The organism is Streptomyces daliensis (genome assembly GCF_054782395.1).
On sequence record NZ_BAAGSO010000118.1, the window covers coordinates 263,093 to 286,869 of the forward strand.

At 73.5% G+C, this 23,777-nt stretch carries 21 protein-coding genes; 13 read left to right on the forward strand and 8 right to left on the reverse strand.

What is annotated here, in order from left to right:
* Nucleotides 1–159 precede the first annotated feature (159 nt).
* From ACYVOO_RS32730 to ACYVOO_RS32750, 5 genes are all read left to right on the forward strand, one after another.
* Nucleotides 160–561, forward strand: coding sequence for a rodlin (locus tag ACYVOO_RS32730; protein ID WP_461019341.1), 402 nt, complete (start codon nt 160–162; stop codon nt 559–561).
* 110 nt (nt 562–671) lie between these two features.
* Complete coding sequence (locus tag ACYVOO_RS32735) at nt 672–1,070, forward strand: rodlin (protein ID WP_461019342.1); 399 nt, start codon at nt 672–674, stop codon at nt 1,068–1,070.
* 236 nt (nt 1,071–1,306) lie between these two features.
* Complete coding sequence (locus ACYVOO_RS32740; protein ID WP_461019343.1) at nt 1,307–2,482, forward strand: PP2C family protein-serine/threonine phosphatase; 1,176 nt, start codon at nt 1,307–1,309, stop codon at nt 2,480–2,482.
* Nucleotides 2,483–2,673: 191 nt separating this feature from the next.
* Entirely contained in the window at nt 2,674–3,804 is a 1,131-nt protein-coding gene (locus tag ACYVOO_RS32745) for a M23 family metallopeptidase (protein ID WP_461019344.1), read from the forward strand.
* A gap of 347 nt (nt 3,805–4,151) precedes the next feature.
* Nucleotides 4,152–5,012, forward strand: coding sequence for a SigB/SigF/SigG family RNA polymerase sigma factor (locus ACYVOO_RS32750; protein WP_461019345.1), 861 nt, complete (start codon nt 4,152–4,154; stop codon nt 5,010–5,012).
* 55 nt (nt 5,013–5,067) lie between these two features.
* Here ACYVOO_RS32750 and ACYVOO_RS32755 read toward each other — a convergent pair whose 3' ends face one another.
* From ACYVOO_RS32755 to ACYVOO_RS32775, 5 genes are all read right to left on the reverse strand, one after another.
* On the reverse strand, nt 5,068–5,832 hold the full coding sequence (locus tag ACYVOO_RS32755) for a VOC family protein (RefSeq protein ID WP_461019346.1): 765 nt from the start codon (nt 5,830–5,832) through the stop codon (nt 5,068–5,070).
* 247 nt (nt 5,833–6,079) lie between these two features.
* A complete protein-coding gene (locus ACYVOO_RS32760) occupies nt 6,080–7,099 on the reverse strand; it encodes a Ppx/GppA family phosphatase (RefSeq protein WP_461019347.1) in 1,020 nt (339 codons plus the stop codon).
* Between the two features lie 62 nt (nt 7,100–7,161).
* Entirely contained in the window at nt 7,162–7,416 is a 255-nt protein-coding gene (locus tag ACYVOO_RS32765) for a hypothetical protein (RefSeq protein WP_461019348.1), read from the reverse strand.
* A gap of 315 nt (nt 7,417–7,731) precedes the next feature.
* Nucleotides 7,732–8,664, reverse strand: a complete 933-nt coding sequence (locus tag ACYVOO_RS32770; protein ID WP_461019349.1) for an SDR family oxidoreductase — start codon at nt 8,662–8,664, stop codon at nt 7,732–7,734.
* Nucleotides 8,661–9,644 carry an SDR family NAD(P)-dependent oxidoreductase gene (locus tag ACYVOO_RS32775; protein ID WP_461019350.1) on the reverse strand — a complete coding sequence of 328 codons (984 nt, stop codon included), beginning with the start codon at nt 9,642–9,644 and terminating at the stop codon, nt 8,661–8,663. Before ACYVOO_RS32775 ends, ACYVOO_RS32770 begins: the two co-directional genes overlap by 4 nt.
* A gap of 125 nt (nt 9,645–9,769) precedes the next feature.
* Between ACYVOO_RS32775 and ACYVOO_RS32780 the strand changes: the two genes are divergently transcribed.
* The gene (locus tag ACYVOO_RS32780; protein ID WP_461019351.1) at nt 9,770–10,354 is read left to right on the forward strand and encodes a cysteine hydrolase family protein; all 585 of its coding nucleotides are present in this window, start codon (nt 9,770–9,772) and stop codon (nt 10,352–10,354) included.
* Nucleotides 10,355–10,447: 93 nt separating this feature from the next.
* On the opposite strand, the gene ACYVOO_RS32785 is transcribed toward ACYVOO_RS32780, so the two are convergent.
* Nucleotides 10,448–11,629, reverse strand: a complete 1,182-nt coding sequence (locus tag ACYVOO_RS32785; RefSeq protein ID WP_461019352.1) for a zinc-dependent alcohol dehydrogenase — start codon at nt 11,627–11,629, stop codon at nt 10,448–10,450.
* Between the two features lie 230 nt (nt 11,630–11,859).
* On the opposite strand from ACYVOO_RS32785, the gene fdh reads away from it, so the two are divergent.
* The 3 genes from fdh to nrfD are packed head-to-tail and all read left to right on the forward strand — an operon-like array spanning nt 11,860 to nt 17,296.
* Complete coding sequence (gene fdh / locus ACYVOO_RS32790) at nt 11,860–15,237, forward strand: formate dehydrogenase (RefSeq protein WP_461019353.1); 3,378 nt, start codon at nt 11,860–11,862, stop codon at nt 15,235–15,237.
* Nucleotides 15,234–16,244 (forward strand): 4Fe-4S dicluster domain-containing protein, encoded by a 1,011-nt coding sequence (locus tag ACYVOO_RS32795; RefSeq protein WP_461019354.1) that lies wholly within the window; start codon nt 15,234–15,236, stop codon nt 16,242–16,244. The genes fdh and ACYVOO_RS32795 overlap by 4 nt, the downstream gene beginning before the upstream one ends.
* Nucleotides 16,241–17,296 (forward strand): NrfD/PsrC family molybdoenzyme membrane anchor subunit, encoded by a 1,056-nt coding sequence (nrfD, locus tag ACYVOO_RS32800; RefSeq protein ID WP_461019355.1) that lies wholly within the window; start codon nt 16,241–16,243, stop codon nt 17,294–17,296. Before ACYVOO_RS32795 ends, nrfD begins: the two co-directional genes overlap by 4 nt.
* A gap of 28 nt (nt 17,297–17,324) precedes the next feature.
* On the opposite strand, the gene ACYVOO_RS32805 is transcribed toward nrfD, so the two are convergent.
* Nucleotides 17,325–17,978 (reverse strand): MSMEG_1061 family FMN-dependent PPOX-type flavoprotein, encoded by a 654-nt coding sequence (locus ACYVOO_RS32805; protein ID WP_461019356.1) that lies wholly within the window; start codon nt 17,976–17,978, stop codon nt 17,325–17,327.
* Between the two features lie 257 nt (nt 17,979–18,235).
* On the opposite strand from ACYVOO_RS32805, the gene ACYVOO_RS32810 reads away from it, so the two are divergent.
* The 4 genes from ACYVOO_RS32810 (at nt 18,236) to ACYVOO_RS32825 (ending at nt 22,505) form a co-directional block, all read left to right on the forward strand.
* Nucleotides 18,236–19,339 (forward strand): FecCD family ABC transporter permease, encoded by a 1,104-nt coding sequence (locus ACYVOO_RS32810; protein WP_461019357.1) that lies wholly within the window; start codon nt 18,236–18,238, stop codon nt 19,337–19,339.
* Nucleotides 19,340–19,347: 8 nt separating this feature from the next.
* Nucleotides 19,348–20,436, forward strand: a complete 1,089-nt coding sequence (locus tag ACYVOO_RS32815; protein WP_461019358.1) for a FecCD family ABC transporter permease — start codon at nt 19,348–19,350, stop codon at nt 20,434–20,436.
* Nucleotides 20,437–20,626: 190 nt separating this feature from the next.
* Nucleotides 20,627–21,451 carry an ABC transporter ATP-binding protein gene (locus ACYVOO_RS32820; protein ID WP_461019359.1) on the forward strand — a complete coding sequence of 275 codons (825 nt, stop codon included), beginning with the start codon at nt 20,627–20,629 and terminating at the stop codon, nt 21,449–21,451.
* 19 nt (nt 21,452–21,470) lie between these two features.
* The gene (locus ACYVOO_RS32825) at nt 21,471–22,505 is read left to right on the forward strand and encodes an iron-siderophore ABC transporter substrate-binding protein (RefSeq protein ID WP_461019360.1); all 1,035 of its coding nucleotides are present in this window, start codon (nt 21,471–21,473) and stop codon (nt 22,503–22,505) included.
* Here ACYVOO_RS32825 and ACYVOO_RS32830 read toward each other — a convergent pair.
* Nucleotides 22,465–23,661: a PP2C family protein-serine/threonine phosphatase gene (locus ACYVOO_RS32830; protein ID WP_461019361.1), complete on the reverse strand. Its 1,197-nt coding sequence runs from the start codon at nt 23,659–23,661 to the stop codon at nt 22,465–22,467. The genes ACYVOO_RS32825 and ACYVOO_RS32830 overlap by 41 nt on opposite strands.
* Nucleotides 23,662–23,777 lie beyond the last annotated feature (116 nt).

Genomic DNA, 23,777 nt, shown 5'->3' on the forward strand with positions numbered 1-23,777 from the left:
CCACAGTCTGCCCACCTGCGCCGCACCACCGCCCGGCCGGGGGAACCGTCGGCCGGCGAATGTTTGCTGCCAACGGGTGAATGGATGGAACTCTTCGCGCGCGGAGGTGTTGATCAAGTCGATTCGACGTTGGACCGGCCGTTTTCAGAGGGGTTCGAAATGATCAAGCATGCTCTCGCCACCGTTGTCGGTGCCGCCGCGGTCGTCGGTGCGGCCTCGCCCGCGATGGCCATCGGCAACGACGAAGGCACCCGTTCGGTCAACGGCAACGGTTCGACCGAGCGGATGGGCGACCACGGCACGCACGGGAACCACAGCCCGCAGAACCAGCTCATCCAGGGCTCGCTGAACAAGCTGTGCCTGGGCATCCCCGTCGAGGCGAACCTCGGCTCCCTCGTCGGAATCCTGGTGCCGATCACGGCTCAGGACATCAATGTCCTCGCCTCCCCGCAGGACCAGCAGTGTGCGAGGAACTCCGCGCAGCAGAAGGGCGACGAGCCGCTCTCGCACATTCTCAATGACATCTCGGCGCTCTCGGGCAACGGCGTCAGCAACCGCTGACGTCCAGGGGATGATTCCTGCCATCGGGTGAATAAGTGGAACTCTTCGTGCGTAGAGGTGTTGATCAAGTCGATTCGACGTTGGATCAGCCGTTTTCAGAAGGGTTCAAAATGATCAAGCACGCTCTCGCCACCGTTGTCGGTGCCGCCGCGATCGTCGGTGCGGCCTCGCCCGCGATGGCCATCGGCAACGACGAAAGCACCCGTTCGGTCAACGGCAACGGTTCGACCGAGCGGATGGCCGAGCACAACACGCACGGCAACCACAGCCCGCAGAACCAGCTCATCCAGGGCTCGCTGAACAAGCTCTGCCTGGGCATCCCGATCGAGGCCAACCTGGGCTCCCTCGTCGGCCTGATCCCGATCACGGTCCAGGACATCGACGTCCTGTCCTCGCAGCAGGACCAGCAGTGTGCGAGGAACTCCGCGCAGCAGAAGGGCGACGAGCCGCTCTCGCACATTCTCGACGACATCTCGGCGCTCTCGGGCAACGGCACCAGCAACCGCTGACGCACCGCTTCCCGCCACCCGCCGAGGGGCGGCACTCCACCCTTGGAGTGCCGCCCCTCGGCATGAGCGCGCACGGCACACGAGCGGAACCGGAGCCTCCCGGCCCCCGGCCCTTCCGCCCTCGCTTCCGGTGGCAGTCACGCCCCGCTTCCCCGAGGCTGAGACAGGTCCACGGAGCCATGGGCTCCCACGCCCGGTCCGGATCCGGGCCACGTTCTTGAGGAGGGCGGCCAGCGATGTTCCCCCGGCGCCCTCCCGCGGGATCCCCCGAGGCGTTCGGTGTCGCCCGGAAGCACGAGCGGGCACGCGCCGTGCGCGGGCCGCTGTCCTGGGCCGACGCCCTTCCGGCGGCGCTGATCGTCATCAGCCTGTGCGTCCAGTTGGCCACCCCGCCGGAGATCACCGGCGCTCCGCTGCTGGCGGCGGCACCCTTCGTCGCCGCTTACCGGATGACGCTGCGCGCCACCGTGCTGATCGGGGCGCTGGTGCTGGTGATCGGCGCGGTCGAGGTGCTGGCGGCTGCCGGTCCTGCCGTCCCGCACGGCTTCGTGGACCTCGGCGAACTCGCCGTACTCGTCGTCGTCAGCCTGGGTCTGTGCCGGGTCCGCAGACGGCGGGACGCGGAGCTGGCGACGGCGCAGGTCGTCGCCGAGACCGTGCGGCAGGCGGTGCTGCCGCCGCTCCCCGCGCGCTGCGGGCCGCTGGAGGTGGCCGGACGCTACGAGCCCGCGTACGCGGCGGCCCGCATCGGCGGCGACCTGTACGCCGTCGCCAGGACCCGCTTCGGCGTCCGCGTCCTGGTCGCGGACGTGCGCGGCAAGGGGCTCGGCGCCATGTCCGCCGTCGCCGCGACGCTGGGCGCCTTCCGCGAGGCGGCGCCCCGCGCGCCCGACCTGCCCGCGCTCGTCGGCTGGCTGGACGAGTCCGACCAGCGCTGGAAGCGGCAGCTCGGGGACGCCGGGGCGCTGGAGGCCGACGAGCGCTTCATCACGGCGCTGTGCGCCGAGGTGTCCCTCGACGGACGGCGCCTGCGCACCCTCCAGTGCGGCCACCCCGCGCCGCTGCTGCTGCGAGACGGGGAGGCGCCGCGCACCCTGTACCCGGCGGCTGAGGGGCTGCCGCTGGGGCTGCGCGACCTGGCCCCGGTCGGCCCGTCAGGGAACAGCGGCACCCCGCCCGTCCGCGAGGACGCGCTCGCGCCCGGCGACACCCTGCTGCTGTTCACGGACGGGGTCGTGGAGGCCAGGGACCGCGCCCGCGTGTTCTTCGACCCGGTGGCCTTCTGCACGGGGCTCGGCGCGCCCTCGCCACGCGCGACGGTCGACGCGCTGGCCGACGCCGTGCTGCGGCACAGCGAGGGCGTCCTGGAGGACGACATGGCCGTCCTCGCGCTCGCGCTCCCGCGCGAGTGACCTGTCCGCGTATACGGGGACGGCACGGCCCCTCCCCGTACGGGTGATCCGCGCCGCGCCGGCGCGAAGGGGCCGGAGGAGGGCTGTACCGCGTCCGTACGGGGCCGCGACACTCCGTCGAACGGCCCAACCCCCCGCGCGCCAGGCGGCAGTTGAGCCGTGCGGAGCGCGTACGGGCGGACCATCGTCCGATGAGCCACGTCGCCCACTGGGGCCGCCCCGGCGCCCCCGTCTTCGCCACCGTCGCCACGCTGTGCGCCCTGCTGCTGACCGGCACGGGCACCGGAACGGGCGCACAGCCGTCCGCGCTCGCCGACGGCCGCCCGGCCCCCGCGGACCACAGGGACCGCGTGTCGGCCCGCGTGGACGCGCTCTACGAGGAGGCGCAGCGGGCCACGGCGCGGTACGAGCGCGTACGCGCCAGGACCGACGCGCAGCGCGCCACCGCGGCACGGCTGCGGGCCTCCGTCGTGCGCGCGCAGGTGAGGATGCGCTTCCTGCGCCACCAGACGGGGATCATCGCGCGCGGCCAGTACCGCGACGGCGGGTGGACGCCGGGCGTACGGCTGCTGACCACCACGTCGCCCGAGGCGCTGCTGGAGCGGCTCAGCAGCCAGCGGCGCGGCGACAGGGCGCTGAGCATGCTGCTGCGCAGCACCCGCCTCACACAGCGGCGGCTCACGCGGGACAGGGCCCGCGCCCAGGCGACGCTGCGCGCGCTGGAGACGAGCGTGCGGCACCAGCGCGCCGTGAAGGCGGCCGTCGAGCGGCGGCTGGCGCGCGCCGAGCGCGAGCTGCGCCGCACGGTACGCGAGCGCGGCTCCGGCGCCGGGCTGCTGATGAGCACGTCGGGCGGCTGCCCGTACGGGGAGCTTTCAGGCGGGGCGGACGAGCCGGACAGGGCGGGGGACCGGGGGGAGCGCTGGGTCGCGCCTGTGGACGCGTACGAACTCTCGGCGGGTTTCGCCTCCTCCGGGTCCCGCTGGTCCCAGTTGCACACGGGCCAGGACTTCGCCGTCCCGACGGGCACCCCGGTCCGCGCTGTGGGACCCGGCACGGTCGTGTCCACCGGGTGCGGGGACGCCTTCGGGAACCAGATCGTGCTGCGGCACGAGGACGGCTACTACACGCAGTACGCGCACCTGTCCCTGCTCCAGGTCAGGGACGGCGACCGGGTGCGCGCGGGACAGCGGATCGGCCTGTCGGGCAACACGGGCAACTCCACGGGGCCGCACCTCCACTTCGAGGTGCGGGTCACCCCGCGCATGGGCTCGGGCATCGATCCGCTCCCTTGGCTGCGCGGACACGGCGCGACGGTGTGAGCGCTGCGGCGCGTACGCGAGGCGGGCGGGCGGGGCGGCAGGCGTGTCGTGGCACGTTTCCGCACCGCACTGGGCCGCGGCGGGCCGAGATGCCGTGCGGGCCGACCTTTGCGATGGTGGAGGAGGATCCGCCGTCCGGCTCCGGAGGCGGCAGGCAGCCGGTCGCGAGGGCTGCCTCCGCGCCCCGCCCGTCGGCACGCGTGTCCCGTCCCTGGGGCCTCCAGGGACCAGTGCTTCGGTCAGCAGGCACAGCCGCGGGAGCGGACCACCCGCTCCGTCGCCCGGCCCCGTGTCTGCTCCCGCCCTGCTCGGCCACCGACCGCGTGACCAGGGAGTGAGCGAAGCCCATGAGCACCACCCAGCTCCGTACGCGACGCAACCGCCACCCGCACCACGACGCCCCGGACACGGCGGAGGACTTCGCACGCGCCGTACGTCTCCCGGACGGGCCGGAGAAGCACCGGCTCCAGCAGGACATCGCGGCGGCCTGGCTGCCGATGGCGCACCGGCTGGCGCACAAGTACCGCAACCGCGGCGAGGCGGTGGAGGACCTCGAACAGGTGGCGGCGCTCGGCCTGGTGAAGGCCGTCGAGCGCTACGACCCCTCCCGCGGCTGCGCCTTCGAGAGCTTCGCCATCCCGACCATCGTCGGCGAGCTGAAGCGCCACTTCCGCGACAACCTGTGGGACCTCCATGTGCCCCGGCGCGTGCAGGAGCTGCGCAACCGTGTGCGCGGCAGCGCCAAGGAGCTGAGCCTCACCCTCGGCGACCGCTCGCCCACCGTCGCCGAACTCGCCGAGCACACCGGGCTGTGCCCCGAGGACGTCCAGCTCGGCCTGGAGGCGCTGGAGAGCTACAGCTCGCTCTCCCTGGAGGCGGAACTGCCCGGCGGCGAGGACAACTACAGCCTGCTGGACACGCTCAGCAGTGAGGAACCGGGCTACGACCACGTCGTGGACCGCGAGGCCGTCAGGACCCGGCTGCGCCACCTCCCCGAGAGGGAGCGGCAGATCCTCTACCTGCGCTTCTACTGCGAGATGACGCAGTCCCGCATCGCCCAGCGGTTCGGCATCTCGCAGATGCACGTCTCCCGCCTCATCAGCGCCGCCTGCCGCCGCATCCAGGAGGAGGTCGACGCGGGCGAGGGCGGGGCGCCCACGGTCTCCGTCGCGTCCCCGGCGCGGCGGAGCGAGCACGCGACGGTCTGAGGCGCGCCGGACCCTCGTCCGTCGTCCGCTTCGTGCGCCCTGCGCCCGGTGACGCTCAGGCCGCGAGGACGGAGAAGAGCGCGCCGTCGGGGTCGCGCAGGGTCGCCGCGACGCCCAGGGACATCGGCGCGGGCTCCGCGAGCACGGTCCCGCCCGCCGCGAGGGCTGCCTTCGCCGCGCGCTCCGCGTCGGGGACGCGGAAGTAGACCTGCCAGCGCGGCCTGACGCCGGGATCGGGCGCCGCCTCGACGCCGCCCCCGCGCAGCCCCGCGACGGTGTGGCCCCCGGCGCGCACGAACACCTCGTTGGACTCGTACTGGTACGCCACCTCGCAGCGTCCCGTGGCGTCGGCCCACTCGAAGACCTCGCCGTAGAAGACGGCCGCCGCGAACGCGTCCCGCGTGCGCAGCTCCAGCCAGGCGGGGGCCCGGCCGCTGCCGACCTCCCAGTGGGGGAGGGTGTCGCCCTCCCAGAGCCCGAACGCGGCGCCCGAAGGGTCGGCGGCGAGCGCCGCGCGGCCCTCGCCGAGACGCAGGGGGCCGACGCCCATGGTGGCCCCGCGCTCCCGGATGCGGGAGGCGGCGAGGTCGGCGTCGTCGACGCGGAAGTAGGCGCTCCAGGAGACCGGCATCTGCCACGAAGTGGCCAGCTCGCTCAGCCCGGCGACGGCGAGCCCGTCGTCCAGGGCCACGCGGAAACCGGGCCCGAAGGAACCGGGCCGGAAATCCCAGTCCAGGACGGAGCCGTAGAAGCGCTCCGCCGCCTCCATGTCCCGGGTCATCAGGCTGACCCAGCACGGCGTACCGCATGCCGTAGCCATGAGCGATTACCTCCACCGTGGGGGAGCGACCATGCGCTGCCGGGGGAACCCCGGTCCGCGTGGTCACGCGGGTGGCCGCAGCTCCGCGGCTTCCCTTCCATCGTCGGCCCTGCCCGCCGCACCCGGCAAACGGACGACGGCGTACGAGCGCGGGCCGCCGCGCGGCGGACGGCGGAGTGCGCCCGGCAGCCGGACGGACGAAGGGCGGACCGGTGGCCAGGGTGGCCGGGCGGGCGCGGCGGCGGGTTCAGGACAGGGAGCGCGAGGACGGGAGGCGCATGTCCACCTGGCCGCGCGGCCCGTTCGCGGCGTCGCCGCCGAGCCCGTGGGTGAGGTTCCACCAGGTCGCGTCGCCGCCTTCGAGGTGTTTGAGCAGGATGCCCTCGCGCAGCCCCCAGGGGCAGATGGTGACCGTACGGACGCCCAGCAGCTTCATCGCGGTGTGCGCGATGACGGCGCCCGCCAGGGACTGCGCCCCGCGCGCCGCCGAGATGCCCGGCAGTTCGGCCCGCTCGTCGGCGGGGGTGTCGGCGAGCCGCCGCACGGTGGCGCGCAGATCGCGCCGGTGGAGCAGGCGCTGCGCGAAGGGGCCCTCGCGGCCCGGCGGGGCGCCGCACAGCCGGGCGAGCTGCTGGAAGGTGCGCGAGGTGGCGACGCAGGTGAGCGGGCGTTCCCACTGCATGCGCGCGGCGAAGTCGCGCAGCCGGTGGCGCACCTCGCGGCGCACGGCCCGCAGGGCCTCCGGCCCCGGAGGGTCGGACTCGCCGAGGAACTGCCGGGTGAGGTGCCCGGCGCCCAGCGGCAGCGAGACGGCCAGATCGGGCACACCGCTGCGCCCGAAGCCCACCTTCAGCGCGCCGCCGCCGATGTCCAGCAGCAGCATCGGGCCCGCGCGCCAGCCCATCCAGCGGCGTGCCGCGAGGAAGGTGAACTCCGCCTCGGCCTGGCCCGACATCACACACAGGGGGACCCCCGTGCGCTCGCGCACGGTGCGCACCACGTCCTGCTTGTTCGCGGCGTCCCGCACGATGGAGGTGGCGAACACGAGTGGCTCGGCGCCCCAGCGCCGCGCCTCCCCGTGGGCCTCGCCCACGGCACGGGCCAGCTCGCCCACGGCCTCCTCGGAGAGGGAGCCGTCGGGTCCGAGGTGGTCGGCCAGGCGCAACCGGTGCTTGGCCGTGTGCAGGGGGAGCGGAACAGCTCCGTCCCCTTCAGCCACCAGCAGCCTGACCGTGCGCGAACCCACATCGACAACGCCTAATCGCATGGTCAGCTCGGTACCCCTCACTTCTGGCGCGTACACCCTGGTGACCACCTGGAGTTAACCGTTCATTCACCTTTCACGGGGCGGGAGAGCGCGGTGTCGCGGGGCTGGGAGCCGCGGCTCCGGGCGGCGCGGGCCGACTGCTCAGGCACCCCGGTCCTGCCGTGCCGGGCAGTACGGGCAGTACGGGCGGGACGCGCGCGGTGTGCGGAACGGGGCGGGCGGTCGTCGTCAGTGGCGTCCGGAGAGTCGGGGTCGTCGGCGGAGTACGCCTGGGCGCGGACGAAGGCGTGGACGAACGCGAGGGGGTCGGCGGGCATGCTGCCTCCAGCGGTGGGGGCCGGGCGGGGGACGGACGTGTCAGGGCGTCCGCTGCGCCGCCGCGCCTGCCTCGGCAGGCGCTCAGCGTGGCGCGGCGCCCCCGCCTATGCGCTCGCCCGCGCGGGCCCCGGCGTCCCGGACCGGTGTGCGGCGGACGGTCCCCATGCCCTCAGCCCCTTCGCGCTCGTACGGCACCGTGGCCCTCAGCATCGCCACGGGGCGTGAGGCACCGGTGAGCGCGGGATGAGGGAATCTTCATGCGCCGCCACCTCGCCGCGCTGCTCCCCGTCGCGCCGCCCCCGTACCGTTGCCGCTCAGGGCAGCGGTGTGCCCCCGGTGGCGTTGAGGATCTCGCCGGTCACGTAGTTCGCGTCGCGCGAGGCCAGGAACACGTACGAGGGCGCCAGCTCGGCGGGCTGTGCCGGGCGCCCCAGCGGGCTCTGCTCGCCGAAGTGCGAGGTGTCGGGCAGCGTCGCCGGGATGAGCGGGGTCCACACGGGGCCAGGCGCCACGGCGTTGACGCGGATGCCGCGCTCGGCGAGGTTGGCAGCGAGGCCGTGGGTGAAGGTGACGATGGCGCCCTTGGTCGTCGCGTAGTCCAGGAGGTGCGGCCCTGGACGGTACGCCTGCACCGAGGTCGTGTTGATGATGCTGCCGCCCTCCGGTATGTGCGGCAGGGCCATCTTGCACAGCCAGAACATGCCGTAGAGGTTGGTGCGTACGACGCGGTCGAACTGCTCGGTCGTGATGCCGTCGATGCCGTCCTTCTGCGCCATCTGGTAGGCCGCGTTGTTCACCAGCACGTCGATGCGCCCGAACTCTTCGACGGCGCGGTCGACGAGCCGTCGGCACTCGGACTCCTCCCTGATGTCGCAGGGCACCGCCACCGCGCGGCGCCCTGCACCCTCCACCAGCCGGGCCGTCTCGCGGGCCTCCTCGCGCTCCTCGGGGAGGTGGCCGAAGAGGACGTCGGCTCCCTCGCGCGCGTAGGCGAGTGCCACGGCCCGGCCGATGCCGGAGTCGCCGCCGGTGATGACGGCGCACTTGTCCGTCAGCCGCCCGCTGCCCCGGTAGGAGTCCTCGCCGTGGTCGGGCCGCGGGTCCATGCGCTCCGTGTCGCCCGGGTGCGGCTGGTCCTGCTGCGCGAAGGCGGGCTTGGGGTGCTGCTCGGACGGGTGGTCGCTGTGTCCGCCGTGTCCGCCGTGTCCGCCGCGCTCGACGTTGCCGTCGGTTCGGGGGGTGTTCATGGGTGCCTCCGGTGTCGCGGGCCTGTCTCGTTGAAGCGCCGGGAAGCGCGGTCGTTGAGGGCGCTCAGCGCCGCCTGCCACCTGGTGCGCCCCGCGCCTTCTCCGCGCGCGACGAGGGCGCCCTTGACGGTGCCTCCGCCGCCGGGGGCGGCGTCGGGCAGCAGCCGTGCGACGACCGAGTTGACGCGGGTGACCAGCACGGGCGCGAGCCCGTACGCCTTGCCGCCCAGCTTCGCCGCCGGGGTGAGCACCAGCCGGGTGCGCCTGCGCTCGACGGCGGAGACGATGCGCTCGGCGGCGCGCTCCGCGTTCATCGAGAGCAGCGGCAGCCCAGCGAGCGTCGCGAACCAGGCGTACTCGCGGTCCGCGTCGCCCCCGAACTCCGCCTGGAGATGGGAACCGGTCCGCATCAGCCCGGGGTGGACGGCGGTGACACTGACGCCGTGCTCCGCCTGCTCGGTGCGCAGCCCCTCGGCGAGTGCGCCCACGGCCGACTTCGCGCACGAGTAGGGCAGCAGATGCGGCACGGGGAGCAGCCCGCCGACCGAGCCGACGAGCCCGAGCCGCCCGCCCACGCGGCTCTCGCGCAGATACGGCAGGGCCTCCAGCGAGGCGTGCAGGGCCCCGAAGAACATCGTGTCCATGGCGTCGCGGAAGCCGTCGGCGCCGGTGGCCTCGGCCGGGCCCACCTGGATGATGCCGGCGTTGGCCAGCACCACGTCGAGGCCGCCCTGCCGCTCGGCCGTCGCGGCCACCAGACCGCGGACCGCGGCGCGGTCCCGCACGTCGCACACGCTTCCCGTGACCGTGCCGCCGCCCGGCCGCTCGCGCAGCAGCGCCACGGCGCGCTCCAGCTCCTCCTCGTCGCGGGCCGCGATCGTGACGTCGCAGCCCCGCTCGGCGCACTGCCGCGCCAGCAGCAGCCCGAGGCCCCTGGAACCGCCCGTCACCAGGACGGACGATCCGCGTAGCGTCCCCATGAAGGTTCCCCTCTCAGGTGCGGAGGTGACTGTCTCCGGCGGTTCCCCCGATCCGCCCCGTCACACCCGGGCCCCGGGTGTTCATGGACTGGCGGAGGGGGAAGCCGGACGGGATGGTGAGGAGCATGAACGGCCAGGAACGCGACGTGCACGGCCAGGAAGGCGACGGGACGGCGCTGATCGTCATCGACATGATCAACGCCTACGAGCACCGCGACGCGGCGGAGCTGATCCCCTCGGTGCGGCGCGCGCTGCCGCCCATGCGGCGGCTGATCGACCGCGCGCGTGACGAGGGCACCCCGGTGATCTACGTCAACGACAACTTCGGCAGGTGGCGCTCGCACCACGACGAGATCCTGGACACCGTGCTCCAGAGCCCCCACGCCGAGCTGGTCGAGCCGATCAGGCCCGACGCCGAGTCGCTGTTCGTCGTCAAGGCACGGCACTCGATCTTCTACCAGACGCCGCTGGAGTATCTGCTGTTCCAGCGCGGCATCCGCAGGGTCGTGCTGTGCGGGCAGGTCACCGAGCAGTGCGTGCTGTACTCGGCGCTGGACGCCCACATCCGGCACCTGGAGGTGTGCGTGCCCTGGGACGCGGTGGCCCACATACACGAGGACCTGGCCGACGCGGCGCTGCGCATGATGTCCCGCAACATGTCGGCCGAGGTGTGCGGGGCCGACGAGGTGGTGCTGAAGTCCGGGGGCTGACGTGGCGGCACGCGCCGCCCCGCTGGCCCGGCCCCGGGAGGGCCGGGCCGGGACCCGCCTGCCCCGGGAGGGCCGGGCCGGGACCCGCCCGTGTCAGGGCCGCAGCACCACCTTCACCGCGCCGTCGGCCTTCTTCTGGAACATGTCGTACGCGTGCGGCGCCTGCTCCAGCGGCATGTGGTGCGTGGCGAATTCGTCGACGCCGAGCACGTCCTCGTCGGTGAGCAGCGGCAGGATGTCGGGCACCCAGCGCCGCACGTTGGCCTGGCCCATCCGCAACTGCACCTGCTTGTCGAAGAGGGTGAGCATGGGCAGTGGATCGGCCGCGCCCCCGTACACGCCGCTCAGTGAGATCGTGCCGCCCCTGCGGACGATGTCGATGGCGTGGTGCAGGGCCGAGAGCCGGTCGACGCCCACCGTCGCCACGGCGCGCTCGGCCAGCCTGCCGGGGAGCATGCCGCCGAGGGTCTGCATCAGCTTGCCGCCGGGGCTGCCGTGCGCCTCCAGGCCGACGGCGTCGATGACGGAGTCGGGCCCGCGTCCCTCGGTGAGGTTGCGGACGGCTCCCGCGAGGTCCTCGTGGTGCGTCAGGTCCAGCACCTCCACGCCCCACGCGCGGGCGCGCGCCAGCCGCTCGGGCACCAGGTCGACGCCGATGACGCGCTCGGCGCCCCGCCGCAGCGCGATGCGGCAGGCCATGTCGCCGATGGGCCCGAGACCGAGCACCACCAGTGTGCCGCCCTTGGGCACGGCCGCGTACTCGACGGCCTGCCACGCGGTGGGCAGCACGTCGGACAGGAACAGGTACCGGTCGTCCGACGGGCCCTCCGGGACCTTCACCGGGCCGTAGTGCGCCTGCGGCACCCGCAGGTACTCGGCCTGCGCGCCGGGCACCGAACCGTAGAGCTTGGTGTAGCCGAAGAGCTGCGCACCCGACCCCTGGTCGCGCACCTGTGTGGTCTCGCACTGGGTCTGGAGACCCCGGTCGCACATGAAGCACGAGCCGCACGCGATCTGGAACGGCACCACCACGCGGTCACCCGGCGACAGATGTGTCACCTCGGTGCCCACCTCCTCGACCACGCCCATCGGCTCGTGCCCGAGGATGTCGCCCTCCGTCATCAACGGGGTGAGCACCTCGTACAGGTGCAGGTCGGAGCCGCACAGGCCGCTCGACGTGATCCGGATGACCGCGTCGGTGGGCTCCCGCACCGCCGGGTCCGGGACCTCGTCCACCCTCACGTCGCGCTTTCCGTGCCAGACGAGTGCCTTCATCAGAGCCACCACCTCCGCTCGGGGCCCTCCGCGTACCCGTGCCGTGACCCGTCATACGTGACCCGCCGTCCGCGCGGTCCGCCACCTCGGCTGCGCCTTACGGGTCCGTCTCGCCGGGGCGACGTGTCAGGTGCCCCGTGCGGGGAACTGGTGGTCCGCACACACGGCACCGGGCGCGTACGGCACCCGGGCGCGGCGGCGGTCAGGGCCGACCTGTGGGAGGACGTGGGATGGGCGTGCGCACCTGGATCCAGGACTGGCCCGTGTACCGGCAACTGGCCGGTGCTGATCCGCTGGGCAGAGGCGCGGCCGTGACCTCGGCCCGCACCAGGGACCTGCGGGCGCGCACGGAGACGGCGGACCGGGTCGTGAAGTCGGTCTGCCCCTACTGCGCCGTGGGCTGCGGGCAGAACGTCTATGTGAAGGACGACGAGGTCGTCCAGATCGAGGGTGACCCGGACTCGCCCGTCAGCCGCGGGCGCCTGTGCCCCAAGGGTTCGGCGACACTCCAGCTCACCACGGGCGACGCGCGCCGCCACGAGGTGCTCTACCGGCGCCCCTACGGCACGGACTGGGAGCGGCTCGACCTGGACACGGCGATGGACATGGTCGCCGAACGGGTCGTGCGCACCCGGCGCGAGACGTGGGAGGAGGAGCGGGACGGGACGCGGGTCAACCGCACGCTGGGGCTGGCCACCCTGGGCGGCGCGGCCCTCGACAACGAGGAGAACTACCTGATCAAGAAGCTGTTCACGGCCCTGGGCGTGGTCCAGATCGAGAACCAGGCCAGGGTCTGCCACAGCTCGACGGTCGCCGGGCTCGGCACCTCCTTCGGACGCGGCGGTGCCACCACCTTCCTCCAGGACCTCCAGCACTCCGACTGCATCGTCATCGAGGGGTCCAACTTCGCCGAGGCGCACCCCGTCGGCTTCCAGTGGGTGATGGAGGCCAAGGCGCGCGGCGCGAAGATCATCCACGTCGACCCGAGGTTCACACGCACCAGCGCACTGGCGGATCTGCATGTGCCGCTGCGCGCAGGGACCGACATCGCCTTCCTCGGCGGCATCATCAACCACGTGCTCAGCACCGGCTCGGAGTTCCGCGAGTACGTGCTGGAGTACACCAACGCCTCGACCCTCGTCGGCGAGGACTTCCAGGACACCGAGGACCTCGACGGCATCTTCTCCGGGCTCGACGAGGAGACCGGGCACTACGACGTCGACACCTGGCAGTACGAGGGCGGCCTGGTGCAGGCGGCGGCGGGGGAGCGCGACGCGCTGTACGAGGAGCGCGCGGACGCGCCCGCCGATGGTGCCGGTGCCGGAGCCGGTGCCGGAGCCGGGGCCGGTGCCCGTGCCGGGGAGGGTGAGGGTGCCGACCGCCCGCCCGGCGACACGGACCCGCCACCCGCCGACAGCGCCAGGACCGGCGCCTCGGGCCACGCCGAGTCGCACGGCTCGGGCGGCCCCGCCGTCACGGGCCCGCGCCGCCACGACCGCACACTCCAGCACCCGCGCTGCGTCTTCCAGCTCCTCAAGCGCCACTACGCGCGCTACACGCCCGAGCTGGTCGAGGAGGTCTGCGGTGTGCCGCGCGAGACCTTCCTCGAGGTCTGCGAGGCGCTGGTGGCGAACTCGGGCCGCGACCGTACGTCCGCCTTCGCCTATGCGGTGGGCTGGACGCAGCACACCGTCGGCGCCCAGTACATCCGCACCGCCTGCGTGCTCCAGCTCCTCCTCGGCAACATCGGCCGTCCGGGCGGCGGTATCCAGGCGCTGCGCGGGCACGCCAGCATCCAGGGCTCCAGCGACATCCCCACCCTGTTCAACCTGCTGCCCGGCTACATCCCGATGCCGCACGCGCACGCCCACGAGGACCTGGACACCTTCGTCCGCGCCATGCGCACCGACAAGGGCTTCTGGGGCGAGATGGGCGCGTATCTCGTCAGCCTGCTCAAGGCGTACTGGGGCGAGGCGGCCACGGCCGAGAACGACTACCTCTTCGGCAACCTGCCCCGGCTCACCGGCTCGCACAGCACCTACGAGACCGTCCTCGCGCAGCTCGACGGCGTGTGCAAGGGCTACTTCCTGCTGGGCGAGAACCCGGCCGTCGGCTCCGCCAACGCCAGGATGCAGCGCCTGGGCATGGCGAACCTCGACTGGCTCGTCGTACGGGACTTCTCGCTCATCGAGTCGGCGACGTGGTGGCAGGACGGCCCCGAGACCGAGACCGGCGAGCTGCGCACCGAGGACATCGGCACCGAGGTGTTCTTCTTCCCGGCCGCCTCGCACACCGAGAAGGCCGGATCCTTCACCAACACCAACCGCATGCTCCAGTGGCACCACCCGGCCAAGGAGCCCGAAGGCGAGGCGCGCAGCGATCTGTGGTTCATGTACCACCTGGGCAGGCGCGTACGGGAGAAGCTGCGCGGCTCGACGGCGCCCATGGACCGCCCGGTGCTGGACCTGACCTGGGACTACCCCGTCGAAGGGCCGCTGGAGGAGCCCGTGGCCGAGGCGGTGCTCGCCGAGATCAACGGACACGGGCCCGACGGCGCCCCGCTGACCCGCTATCAGCAGTTGCGGGACGACGGCTCGACGTCGTGCGGCTGCTGGATCTACTGCGGTGTCTACGCCGACGGCGTGAACCAGGCCGCACGCAAGAAGCCGCACACCCAGCAGGACTGGATCGCCGCCGAGTGGGCCTGGGCCTGGCCCGCCAACAGGCGCATCCTCTACAACCGCGCCTCGGCCGACCCGGAAGGGGCGCCCTGGAGCGCGCGCAAGGCCCTCGTGTGGTGGGACGGCGAGGACGGGCGCTGGACGGGCCACGACAACCCCGACTTCATCGCGGACAGGGCGCCCTCCTTCCGCCCGGCTGCCGACGCGACGGGGCCCGACGCGCTGAGCGGCGTCGACCCGTTCATCATGCAGGCGGACGGCAAGGGCTGGCTGTTCGCGCCCGCCGGGCTCGTCGACGGGCCGCTGCCCACCCACTACGAGCCGCAGGACTCCCCGGTGCGCAACCCGCTGCACCCCGGGCAGCAGCGCAGCCCCGTCCGGCAGACCTTCGCCCGCGAGCACAACCGCTACCACCCCAGCGGCGACGAAGCGGGCTCCCCGGTCTTCCCCTACGTGGTCACCACCTACCGGCTCACGGAGCACTTCACGGCGGGCGGCATGACGCGCTGGTCGCCGTATCTGGCCGAGCTGCAACCCGAGTTCTTCTGCGAGGTCTCCCCGCGGCTCGCCCGCGAACGCGGCCTCGACCACGCCGGATGGGCCACCCTCGTCACCGCGCGCGGGGCCGTCGAGGCGAGGGTGCTGGTGACCGAGCGGATGACCCCGCTGAGGTCGGGCGGGCGCGACATCCACCAGATCGGGCTGCCCTACCACTGGGGCACCAACGGGCTCGTGCGCGGCGACGCGGCCAACGAACTGACCTCCGTCGCGCTCGATCCCAACGTGCACATCCAGGAGGTCAAGGCGCTGACCGCCGACATCCGTCCGGGCCGCCGCCCGCGCGGGCCCGCGCTGCGGGAACTGCTCGACGCGTACCGGACGCGCGCGGGCATCACGGAGCACACCGGAACGGAGGTACGGGGATGACCGGCTCCCTCGTCGGCCGCAACCTGCTCGCGGGGGCCGAGCCCGACCCCTCAGGGGACGCGGGCCACACCGGGCACCCGGAGCGCGTCGGCTTCTTCACGGACACCTCGGTCTGCATCGGCTGCAAGGCGTGCGAGGTGGCCTGCAAGGAGTGGAACGCGCTGCCCGAGGACGGCCTCGCGCTCACGGGCATGAGCTACGACAACAGCGAGGGCCTGGGCGCCTCCACCTGGCGCCATGTCGCGTTCATCGAGCAGAGCAGGCCGCTCCCGCTCGGTGTCCCGGCGCCCGACGCCACCGTCGACCACGGCGACGTGGACGTGTTCGCGCTCGCGGCGGCCGGCCCCGCCACACCGGCCGGGGAGGCGCCACCCGCCGAGACCCCGCCCGCGCCCGAGGGACGCACCGAACTGCGCTGGCTGATGTCCTCCGACGTGTGCAAGCACTGCACCCACGCCGCCTGCCTCGACGTGTGCCCGACGGGCTCCCTCTTCCGCACCGAGTTCGGCACCGTCGTCGTGCAGGAGGACATCTGCAACGGCTGCGGCTACTGCGTACCAGCGTGCCCCTACGGTGTCATCGAGCAGCGGCCCGAGGACGGCCGCGCCTTCAAGTGCACCATGTGCTACGACCGGCTCGGCGCGGGCCAGGAACCGGCCTGCGCCAAGGCGTGCCCCACCGAGTCCATCCAGTTCGGGCCCCTGGACGAGCTGCGCGAACGCGCCGCCGCGCGAGTCGAAGAACTGCACCGGGCGGGCGTACCGGAGGCACGGCTCTACGGCCACGACCCGGAGGACGGCGTCGGCGGCGACGGCGCGTTCTTCCTCCTGCTCGACGAACCCGAAGTCTACGGACTGCCGCCCGACCCCGTCGTCACCACCCGCGACCTCCCCGCGATGTGGCGGCACGCGGGAGCCGCTGCGCTCACCCTTCTCGGGGGCCTCGCCGCCGTGTTCGCCGCGCACGGGCGGCACGGCGGCGGTACGGGACGGAGGGGCGGCCTGTGAGCGCGACGGAGCGGCGCGACGGAGGCGCCGGGGGTGGTGGAGGCAGGCGCGGAGGCCGGGGCAAGGGCCGGGGTGGCCGGGGCAGGGGCGAGCGGACGGTGGTGCCGGACGCCGAGTTCACCTCGTACTACGGCAGGCCCGTCCTCAACACCCCCGCGTGGAAGCCCCTGAACATCGGCGGCTACTTCTTCCTCGGCGGCCTCGCCGGTGCCGGCTCGGTCCTCGCGGCGGGCGCGGATCTGACGGGCAGGAGCGCCACGGCGCGGGCCCTGAAGGTCTCCTCGACGGTGGCCGTCGCGGGGTCCGCAGCCGCGCTCATCCACGACCTGGGCCGCCCCGCGCGCTTCGTCAACATGCTCCGCGTCCTCAAGCCCACCTCGCCCATGAGCGTCGGCTCCTGGCTGCTCGCCGCCTACGGCCCGGCCGCGGGCGCCGCCGCCGTCTCCGATCTCACCGGGCTGCTGCCGCGCGCCGGACGCACGGCGACCGTGGGTGCCGCGCTGCTCGGGCCCGCCGTCGCCGCGTACACCGCCGTGCTCGCCGCCGACACGGCGGTGCCCGCGTGGCACGGCGCCCACCGCGAACTGCCCTTCGTCTTCACCGCTTCGGCCACGTCAGCGGCGGCGGGCATGGCCCTGCTCGTCGCACCGCCACGGGAGCACGGCCCTGCGCGCAGTGCCGCGCTGCTCGGCGCCGCCGTGGAGGCGGCGGCGGTCAAGGCGATGGAGACCCGGCTCGGCGTGGTCGCCGAGACCTACCGCGAGGGCACGGCGGGGCGGCTGATGCGCGCGTCGAAGCTGCTGTCGGCCGGGGGCGCGCTCGGCGCGCTGCTGAGCCGGAGCGGGCGAAGTGGCCGGAGCGGCCGGAGCGCGGCGGTGGTCCCGGGAGCCTCGGGCGCCGCACTGCTCGGCGCCTCCCTCTGCACGCGCCTCGCGGTCTTCCACGCGGGCAGGCGGTCGGCACAGGATCCCAAGTACACGGTGGTGCCGCAGCGGGAGCGGCTGCGCGCCCGCGAGGCCGAGCGCGAGCGCGCACCGGATGACGGGAGCTGAGCCCCCGTCACATCCTCGTCCCGGCGCTCTAGTCGGCCTGCTCGGCGAACTTGCCGCCCTTGCCGCCCTTGGCGCCGACCCTGTCGGGGTCCCAGGTCTCGGGGTTCCAGACCCCGGAGCGGGTGAGCGCCCGCGAGCAGTGGAAGTAGACCTCGTCGGTGCGCAGGAGCAGCGCGAGGGCCGGAGGGCGCCCGTCGAGGGCGAGACGGTCGAAGAAGGGGGCGTCGCGGACCAGCCGGGCGCGCCCGTTGACCCGCAGCGTCATGCCCTGGCCCGGCACGAGGGCGATCAGCCCGAGGTGCGGGTTGGTGAGCAGGTTGCGCCAGCCGTCGACGCGGCGGTTGCCCGCCCTGTCGGGTATCGCGATCGTGCGGTCGTCGAGTATCTCCACGAACCCGGCCGGGTCCCCCTTCGGCGACACGTCGCACGTGCCGTCGTCGGCCGAGGTGCCCAGGAAGACGAACGGTGAGCTGCGCAGCCACCGCTGCTCGACGTCGCCCAGCCGCGAGGTCACCTTGTCGATGACGATCGGGTGCGGCTCGCCCACCAGGGCGCTCAGTTCGGCCTCGCTGGTGACGAGCGTGCCGCCCTGGTCGGGCCAGTCCGGCCAGTCGGGCCACGCGGCTCGGCCGGGCAGGTCCGCGACGCGCGGGGCCCCGTCCACCGTGTCCACTGCGTCCACCGTGTCCACTGTGTTCGCCTCGTGCGAGTGACGCGCGCCATCCGTACCGACCGTGCTGCCGCTGTGCATCCGTGACCCTCTGCTCGCCTGTCCGTTCACCGTCGCCGCTCCGGTGGTGGCGGTGTTGCGGCCGGTACCGGTGAGGTGCGATTAGGGTAGCCTGCCCTAAGTTTCAGTGATCGGCAAAGGTGTATGAGCGGAAGCAGAACCGGAACGGGGACCGTGCCGCGCGGCTCCGGGGCATGGTGAGCGCGGAAGTGAACCGTACAGGCGAGCCCGCCGCACGCCTCGCGCGAGCGGGACAGACGGGGCGGACGGCACGGGCGACGGCACAGGCGGCGCGGACCCCGCGCGCGTCGCGGGCCCGTCCGGCCCTCGTCGCCGGGCTGTTCGCCGCGGCCCTCGTGCTGCTGCTCGCGGTGGCCGCGAGCCTCGCGCTCGGCGCGCAGAGCCTGCCCCCGCGCACCGTGGTCGACGCGCTGCTGCACCACGACCCGTCGGACAAGGACCATCTGATCGTCGCCGAGCTGCGCGTGCCGCGCACCGTCGCCGGGCTGCTCGTCGGCGTCGCGCTCGGACTCGCGGGCACCGTGATGCAGGGCGTCGCGCGCAACCCGCTGGCCGACCCGGGGCTGCTCGGAGTCAACGCGGGCGCAGCGCTGTTCGTGGTCCTCGGGATCCACGTGGCCGGCGTGAGCGCGCTCACCGGATATGTGTGGTTCGGGTTCGCGGGCGCGCTGGTCGCCGCCGTGCTCGTGTACGGGGTCAGCGCGATGGGCCGCGAGGGCGCCACACCCGTGAAGCTGGCCCTGGCGGGCGCGGCCACGACGGCGGCGTTCGGCTCGGTGACCACGGCCGTCCTGCTGTCGGACACCGACGTCTTCGAGCAGTACCGCTTCTGGCAGGTCGGCGCGCTGTCCGGGCGGGAAGCGGATCTGCTGTGGCAGGCGGCGCCCTTCTTCGCCGTCGGCACGGTCTGCGCCCTGCTCTGCGGCCGGTTCCTCAACGCCCTCGCGCTCGGCGACGACGTGGCCCGCGCCCTGGGCCAGCGCGTGGGTGTCGTACGGGCGCTGTCGGCGGCGGCCGTCGTCGTCCTGTGCGGCACGGCCACGGCCGTCGCGGGTCCCATCGCCTTCGTCGGACTGGTCGTTCCGCACGTGGCGCGCATGATCACCGGGCCCGACCACCGCTGGATCCTGCCGTACGCGGCACTCCTCGCGCCCTCGCTGCTGCTGGTGTCCGACGTGCTCGGCCGACTCGTCGCGCAGCCGGGCGAGTTGCAGGTCGGCATCGTCACCGCCGTCGTCGGCGTGCCCCCGTTCATCGCGCTGGTGCGACGGCGCAAGCAGGCCGAGCTGTGAGGGAACCCGTGCCCACGAAGAGGGAACCCGTGCCCGCGAACCCGCAGCCGGAGGCGGCCTCCCCGCACGCGGCCCTGCGCGCCGTACGCCGCAGCCGCCGCGCACACACGCGCCGCACCCTGACCGTCTCGCTCGGTCTGCTGGCCGCGCTCGCGGCGGCCCTGTGCTGCTCGCTCGCGTACGGGGACCTCACGCTCCCCCTCTCCGACGTGCTGGCCGCGCTCGCGGGCGGCGGCACGGGCGGCGCCGACTTCATCGTGCTGGAGCTGCGGCTGCCCAGGGCGCTCACCGGCATCCTCGTCGGGGTGGCCTTCGGCCTGTCGGGCGCGGTCTTCCAGACGCTGCTGCGCAACCCCCTGGCCAGCCCCGACGTCATCGGGGTGAGCGCCGGGGCGAGCGCCGCCGCCGTGGCGGCGATCGCGCTGTTCGGCCTGGGCGGCGCCGCGGTCTCGGCGAGCGCGCTCGCCGGGGCCGTGCTGGCCGCCGCGCTCATCCATCTGCTCGCGTGGCGCCGAGGGGTGACCGGGTACCGGCTGGTGCTGGTCGGTGTCGGGGTCTCCGCCGTGCTGATGAGCGTCGTCTCGTACGCGATGACGCTCTCGGAGACCGTCGTCGCCGAACAGGCCAAGGTCTGGCTCACGGGCAGCCTCAACGGCCGCAATTGGTCGCACGCGGTGCCCCTCCTGGTGGCCCTCGCCGTCCTGCTGCCGCTGACGGCTGCCGGGTCACGGGCGCTCAAGGTCCTGCAACTCGGCGACGACACCGCCACGGGGCTCGGCGCCCGCACGGAGCGCGCGCGTGCGCTGCTGCTCCTGTGCGCGGTGGCGCTGGTCGGTGTCGCGACGGCCGCCGCGGGACCCGTGGGCTTCGTCGCCTTCGTGGCGGGGCCCCTCGCGCGAGGGCTGCTGCGGCGCGACGATCCGGCGCTGGTGCCCTCGGCCCTGACGGGTGCGCTGATCGTGCTGGCCTCCGACTTCGTCGCACAGCACCTGCTGGGCTCCCAGCAGTTCCCCGTGGGCGTGGTCACCAGCGTGGTCGGTGCGCCCTATCTGCTCTGGCTCCTGGCCAGGTCCAACAGGGGCGGGCGCGGCGGATGACGGGCACACGGCGCGCCCCGCACGGCACGCGCGAGCGGGCGCGGGCCCGGGCTCGCGGAACGGACCAGGCCGGGCCGGAACGGACCGGGCGCCGGAACACATCGAGCCGGAACCTATCGGGCTGCGGTACATCGAGCCGCGATACATCGAGCAGCGGCACATCGGGCCGGAACGGATCGGAGCAGGGGCGATGACGGCAGGGCACACGCTGAGCACGGAGGACCTCCGGCTCGCCTACGACTCCCGCGAGGTCATCAGCGGCCTCTCGCTGGAGATACCTCCCGGCCGGATCACGATGATCGTCGGCCCCAACGCCTGCGGGAAGTCGACCCTGCTACGCGGTCTGGCCCGGCTGCTCGCGCCCTCGGCCGGTGTGGTGCGGCTCGACGGCGAGAGCATCCACGGCCTGCCGCCCAAGGAGGTCGCGGCCACGCTCGGCATCCTGCCGCAGAGCCCCGTCGCGCCCGCCGGCATCACCGTCACCGACCTCGTCAGCAGGGGGCGCTACCCCCACCAGGGCTGGTTCCGGCGCTGGACGGAGGAGGACGAGGAGGCCGTCGCCGAGGCGCTGCGGGCCACGGACGTGGCGGAGCTGGCCGCGCGCGACGTCGACGAGCTGTCCGGCGGGCAGCGTCAGCGGGTGTGGATCGCGATGGCCCTGGCCCAGCGCACGGACCTGCTGCTGCTCGACGAGCCGACGACGTATCTCGACATCACGCACCAGATCGAGGTGCTGGATCTGCTCACGGACCTCAACCGCACGCACGGCACGACCATCGTCGTCGTGCTGCACGACCTCAACCTGGCCTGCCGCTACGCCGACCACCTCGTCGCGATGCGCGGGGGAGAGGTGCGGGCCGAGGGGCCGCCCGCCGAGGTCGTCACCGAGGAGACCGTCTCCGAGGTGTTCGGGCTGCGCTGCGCGCTGACGCCCGACCCCGTCTCGGGCACTCCGCTGATCGTCCCGGTGGGCCGTCACCACTGTGACGAGGCCCAGGTACCGAAAAGTATTTAGGTGAGGCTAACCTAAGTTCATGATCGGTAGAAGCGCTGCCCCAACCCCATCCCTCCGCAGGCGAGCGGGACTCGGTCTCCTCGCCGCACTCCTCGTCGTCCCCCTCGCCGCCTGCGGCGGCTCGCAGGACGGCGGCACGGCGACGTCGGACGCGGAAGGGGGAGCCGCCGAGGGCGCCTTCCCCGCGAAGATCTCCACGAAGTTCGGCGACGTCACGGTGGAGCGGGAACCCCGGCGCGTCGTCGCCCTGGGCTGGGGCGACGCGGAGACCGCGCTCGCGCTCGGCGTGCAGCCGGTGGGCGCCAGCGACTGGCTCGCCTTCGGCGGCGACGGCGTGGGCCCCTGGGCCAAGGGGAAGTACGACAAGTCGCCGAAGCTGATCGGCACCCTGGAGCCGGAGCTGGAGAAGATCGCGGCGCTCAAGCCCGACCTGATCCTCGACACCAAGTCCAGCGGCGACAGCGAGCGCAACGAGATGCTCTCCAAGATCGCCCCCACCGTCTCCGCGCCCTCGGGCGGCGACCAGTACAAGCTCTCCTGGCAGCGGCAGCTCTCCATGGTCGCCAAGGCGCTCGGCCGCTCCGAGCGCGGCGAGGAGCTGAAGAAGCAGACCGACGCGCACTTCCGCGAGACGGCGGAGGCGCACCCCGAGTTCAAGGGGAAGACCATCACCCTGGGCGCCTACTCGGGCGGCGGCTACGGCGCCTATGTGCGCGGCGGCGGCCGGGTCGAGTTCGCCGAGGCCCTGGGCTTCCGCAACAGCCCCGCCGTGCAGAAGCGCGCAGGCAAGGGCTTCTCCATCGACATCTCCCGCGAGAAGCTGAACCTCCTCGACGCCGACCTGACCGTCATGACCCCCATCGGAGTGAAGCCCGGGAAGATCGCCAAGGATCCGCTGTACCAGGCGGTGCCGTCCGTCGAGGACGGCCGCTCCGTGATCTTCGAGGACCGGTCGATCAGCTCGGCGTTCGCCACCAACACGGTGCTGTCCCTGCCGTACGCGCTCAAGAAGGTCACGCCGCTCTTCTCGGAGGCGCTGAAGAAGGGCGACTGAGCGTCGCCCCGTCACCGTCGAAGCGACCGCCGGACGCGGTGTCGTCGGACGCGGTGCTGCCGGACGCCGTGCCGTCGTGGGCCATGACGAGCAGTGCCATGTCGTCGTGCCGGGTCCCGCCCGCCCAGTCGGTGACGGCGCCGACCAGCGAGGTGATCAGGTCCTCCGGGCTGAGCTGCGGCTCGGGGCGCCAGTTCACCAGCGGGTCGAAGAAGTCGCCCTTCCCGTTCCGCGCCTCGGTCACCCCGTCGGTCAGGCACAGCACCTCGCAGCCCGGAGGGAAGGGCACCGTCTCGGGCTGCGGGGGCACCTGCTGGGAGGCGAGGGCGCCCATGCCCAGGGGCAGGCCCGCCTCGCAGGTGGGCAGCTCGGAGACCGAGGAACCCTCGATCAGATACGGGCCAGGGTGGCCGCGGTTCAGGATCTGGAGCGAGGTGTGGTCGGGCGACACCTGGACGAGCAGCGCCGTCGCGAACGCCTCCGACGGAATGGGGTCAGCCTCGGCCGACTGCTCCCGGTTCAGCGCCTCGTCCAGGCGCACGGCGAGCCCCGCCAGCTCCGGTTCCTCGCTGGCCCGCTCACGGAACGCGCCGATCAGCACCGAGACCACGGCGACCGCCGGGAGCCCCTTGCCGCGCACGTCCGCGATCAGCATGCGCATGCCGTAGGGGGTGTCCTGGACCGCGTAGAGGTCCCCGCCGATGTGGGCCTCCGTGTCGGCGGCCTCGTACCGGCACGCGATGTGCACGGGACCCACCTGCACGGGCGGCACGGGCAGCACGACGCGCTGCAACTCCTCCGCGACGGTGCGGACGAGGCCGAGGCGCCGCTCGGTGCGGGAGAACGCGAGGTTGAGGTCGATGCCGAGCAGCCCGGCGATCAGCACGCTCGCGGGCCGGATCACCTGCTCGTCCGGCGGCAGCGCGAAGACGCCGGGCGCGAGATATCCGACGAGGACGGCGGCGCAGCACGTCAGCACGACCGACATCGTGTAGCGGAAGGAGGACACCGCGGCGGCCAGCACGCACGCGAGGCAGTAGAACGCCGTACCGCTGATGAAGTCCGGCGCCCAGATGTCGATGACCACCGCCGCCAGCACGATGACCGGCGGTACCCACTTCACCCGTGCGGGTGCTCGGTCTCTGAGCCGGTCCATCGCGTCCTTTCCTCGTGCCCGCGCCGGCGTGCCAGGGCGGCGGCGGGTGTCCCTCCGATTCCACGCCAGCCGGGGCCGCGCGGCGACCCGCGTGGCCCCCGCGAGTGACGCACCGG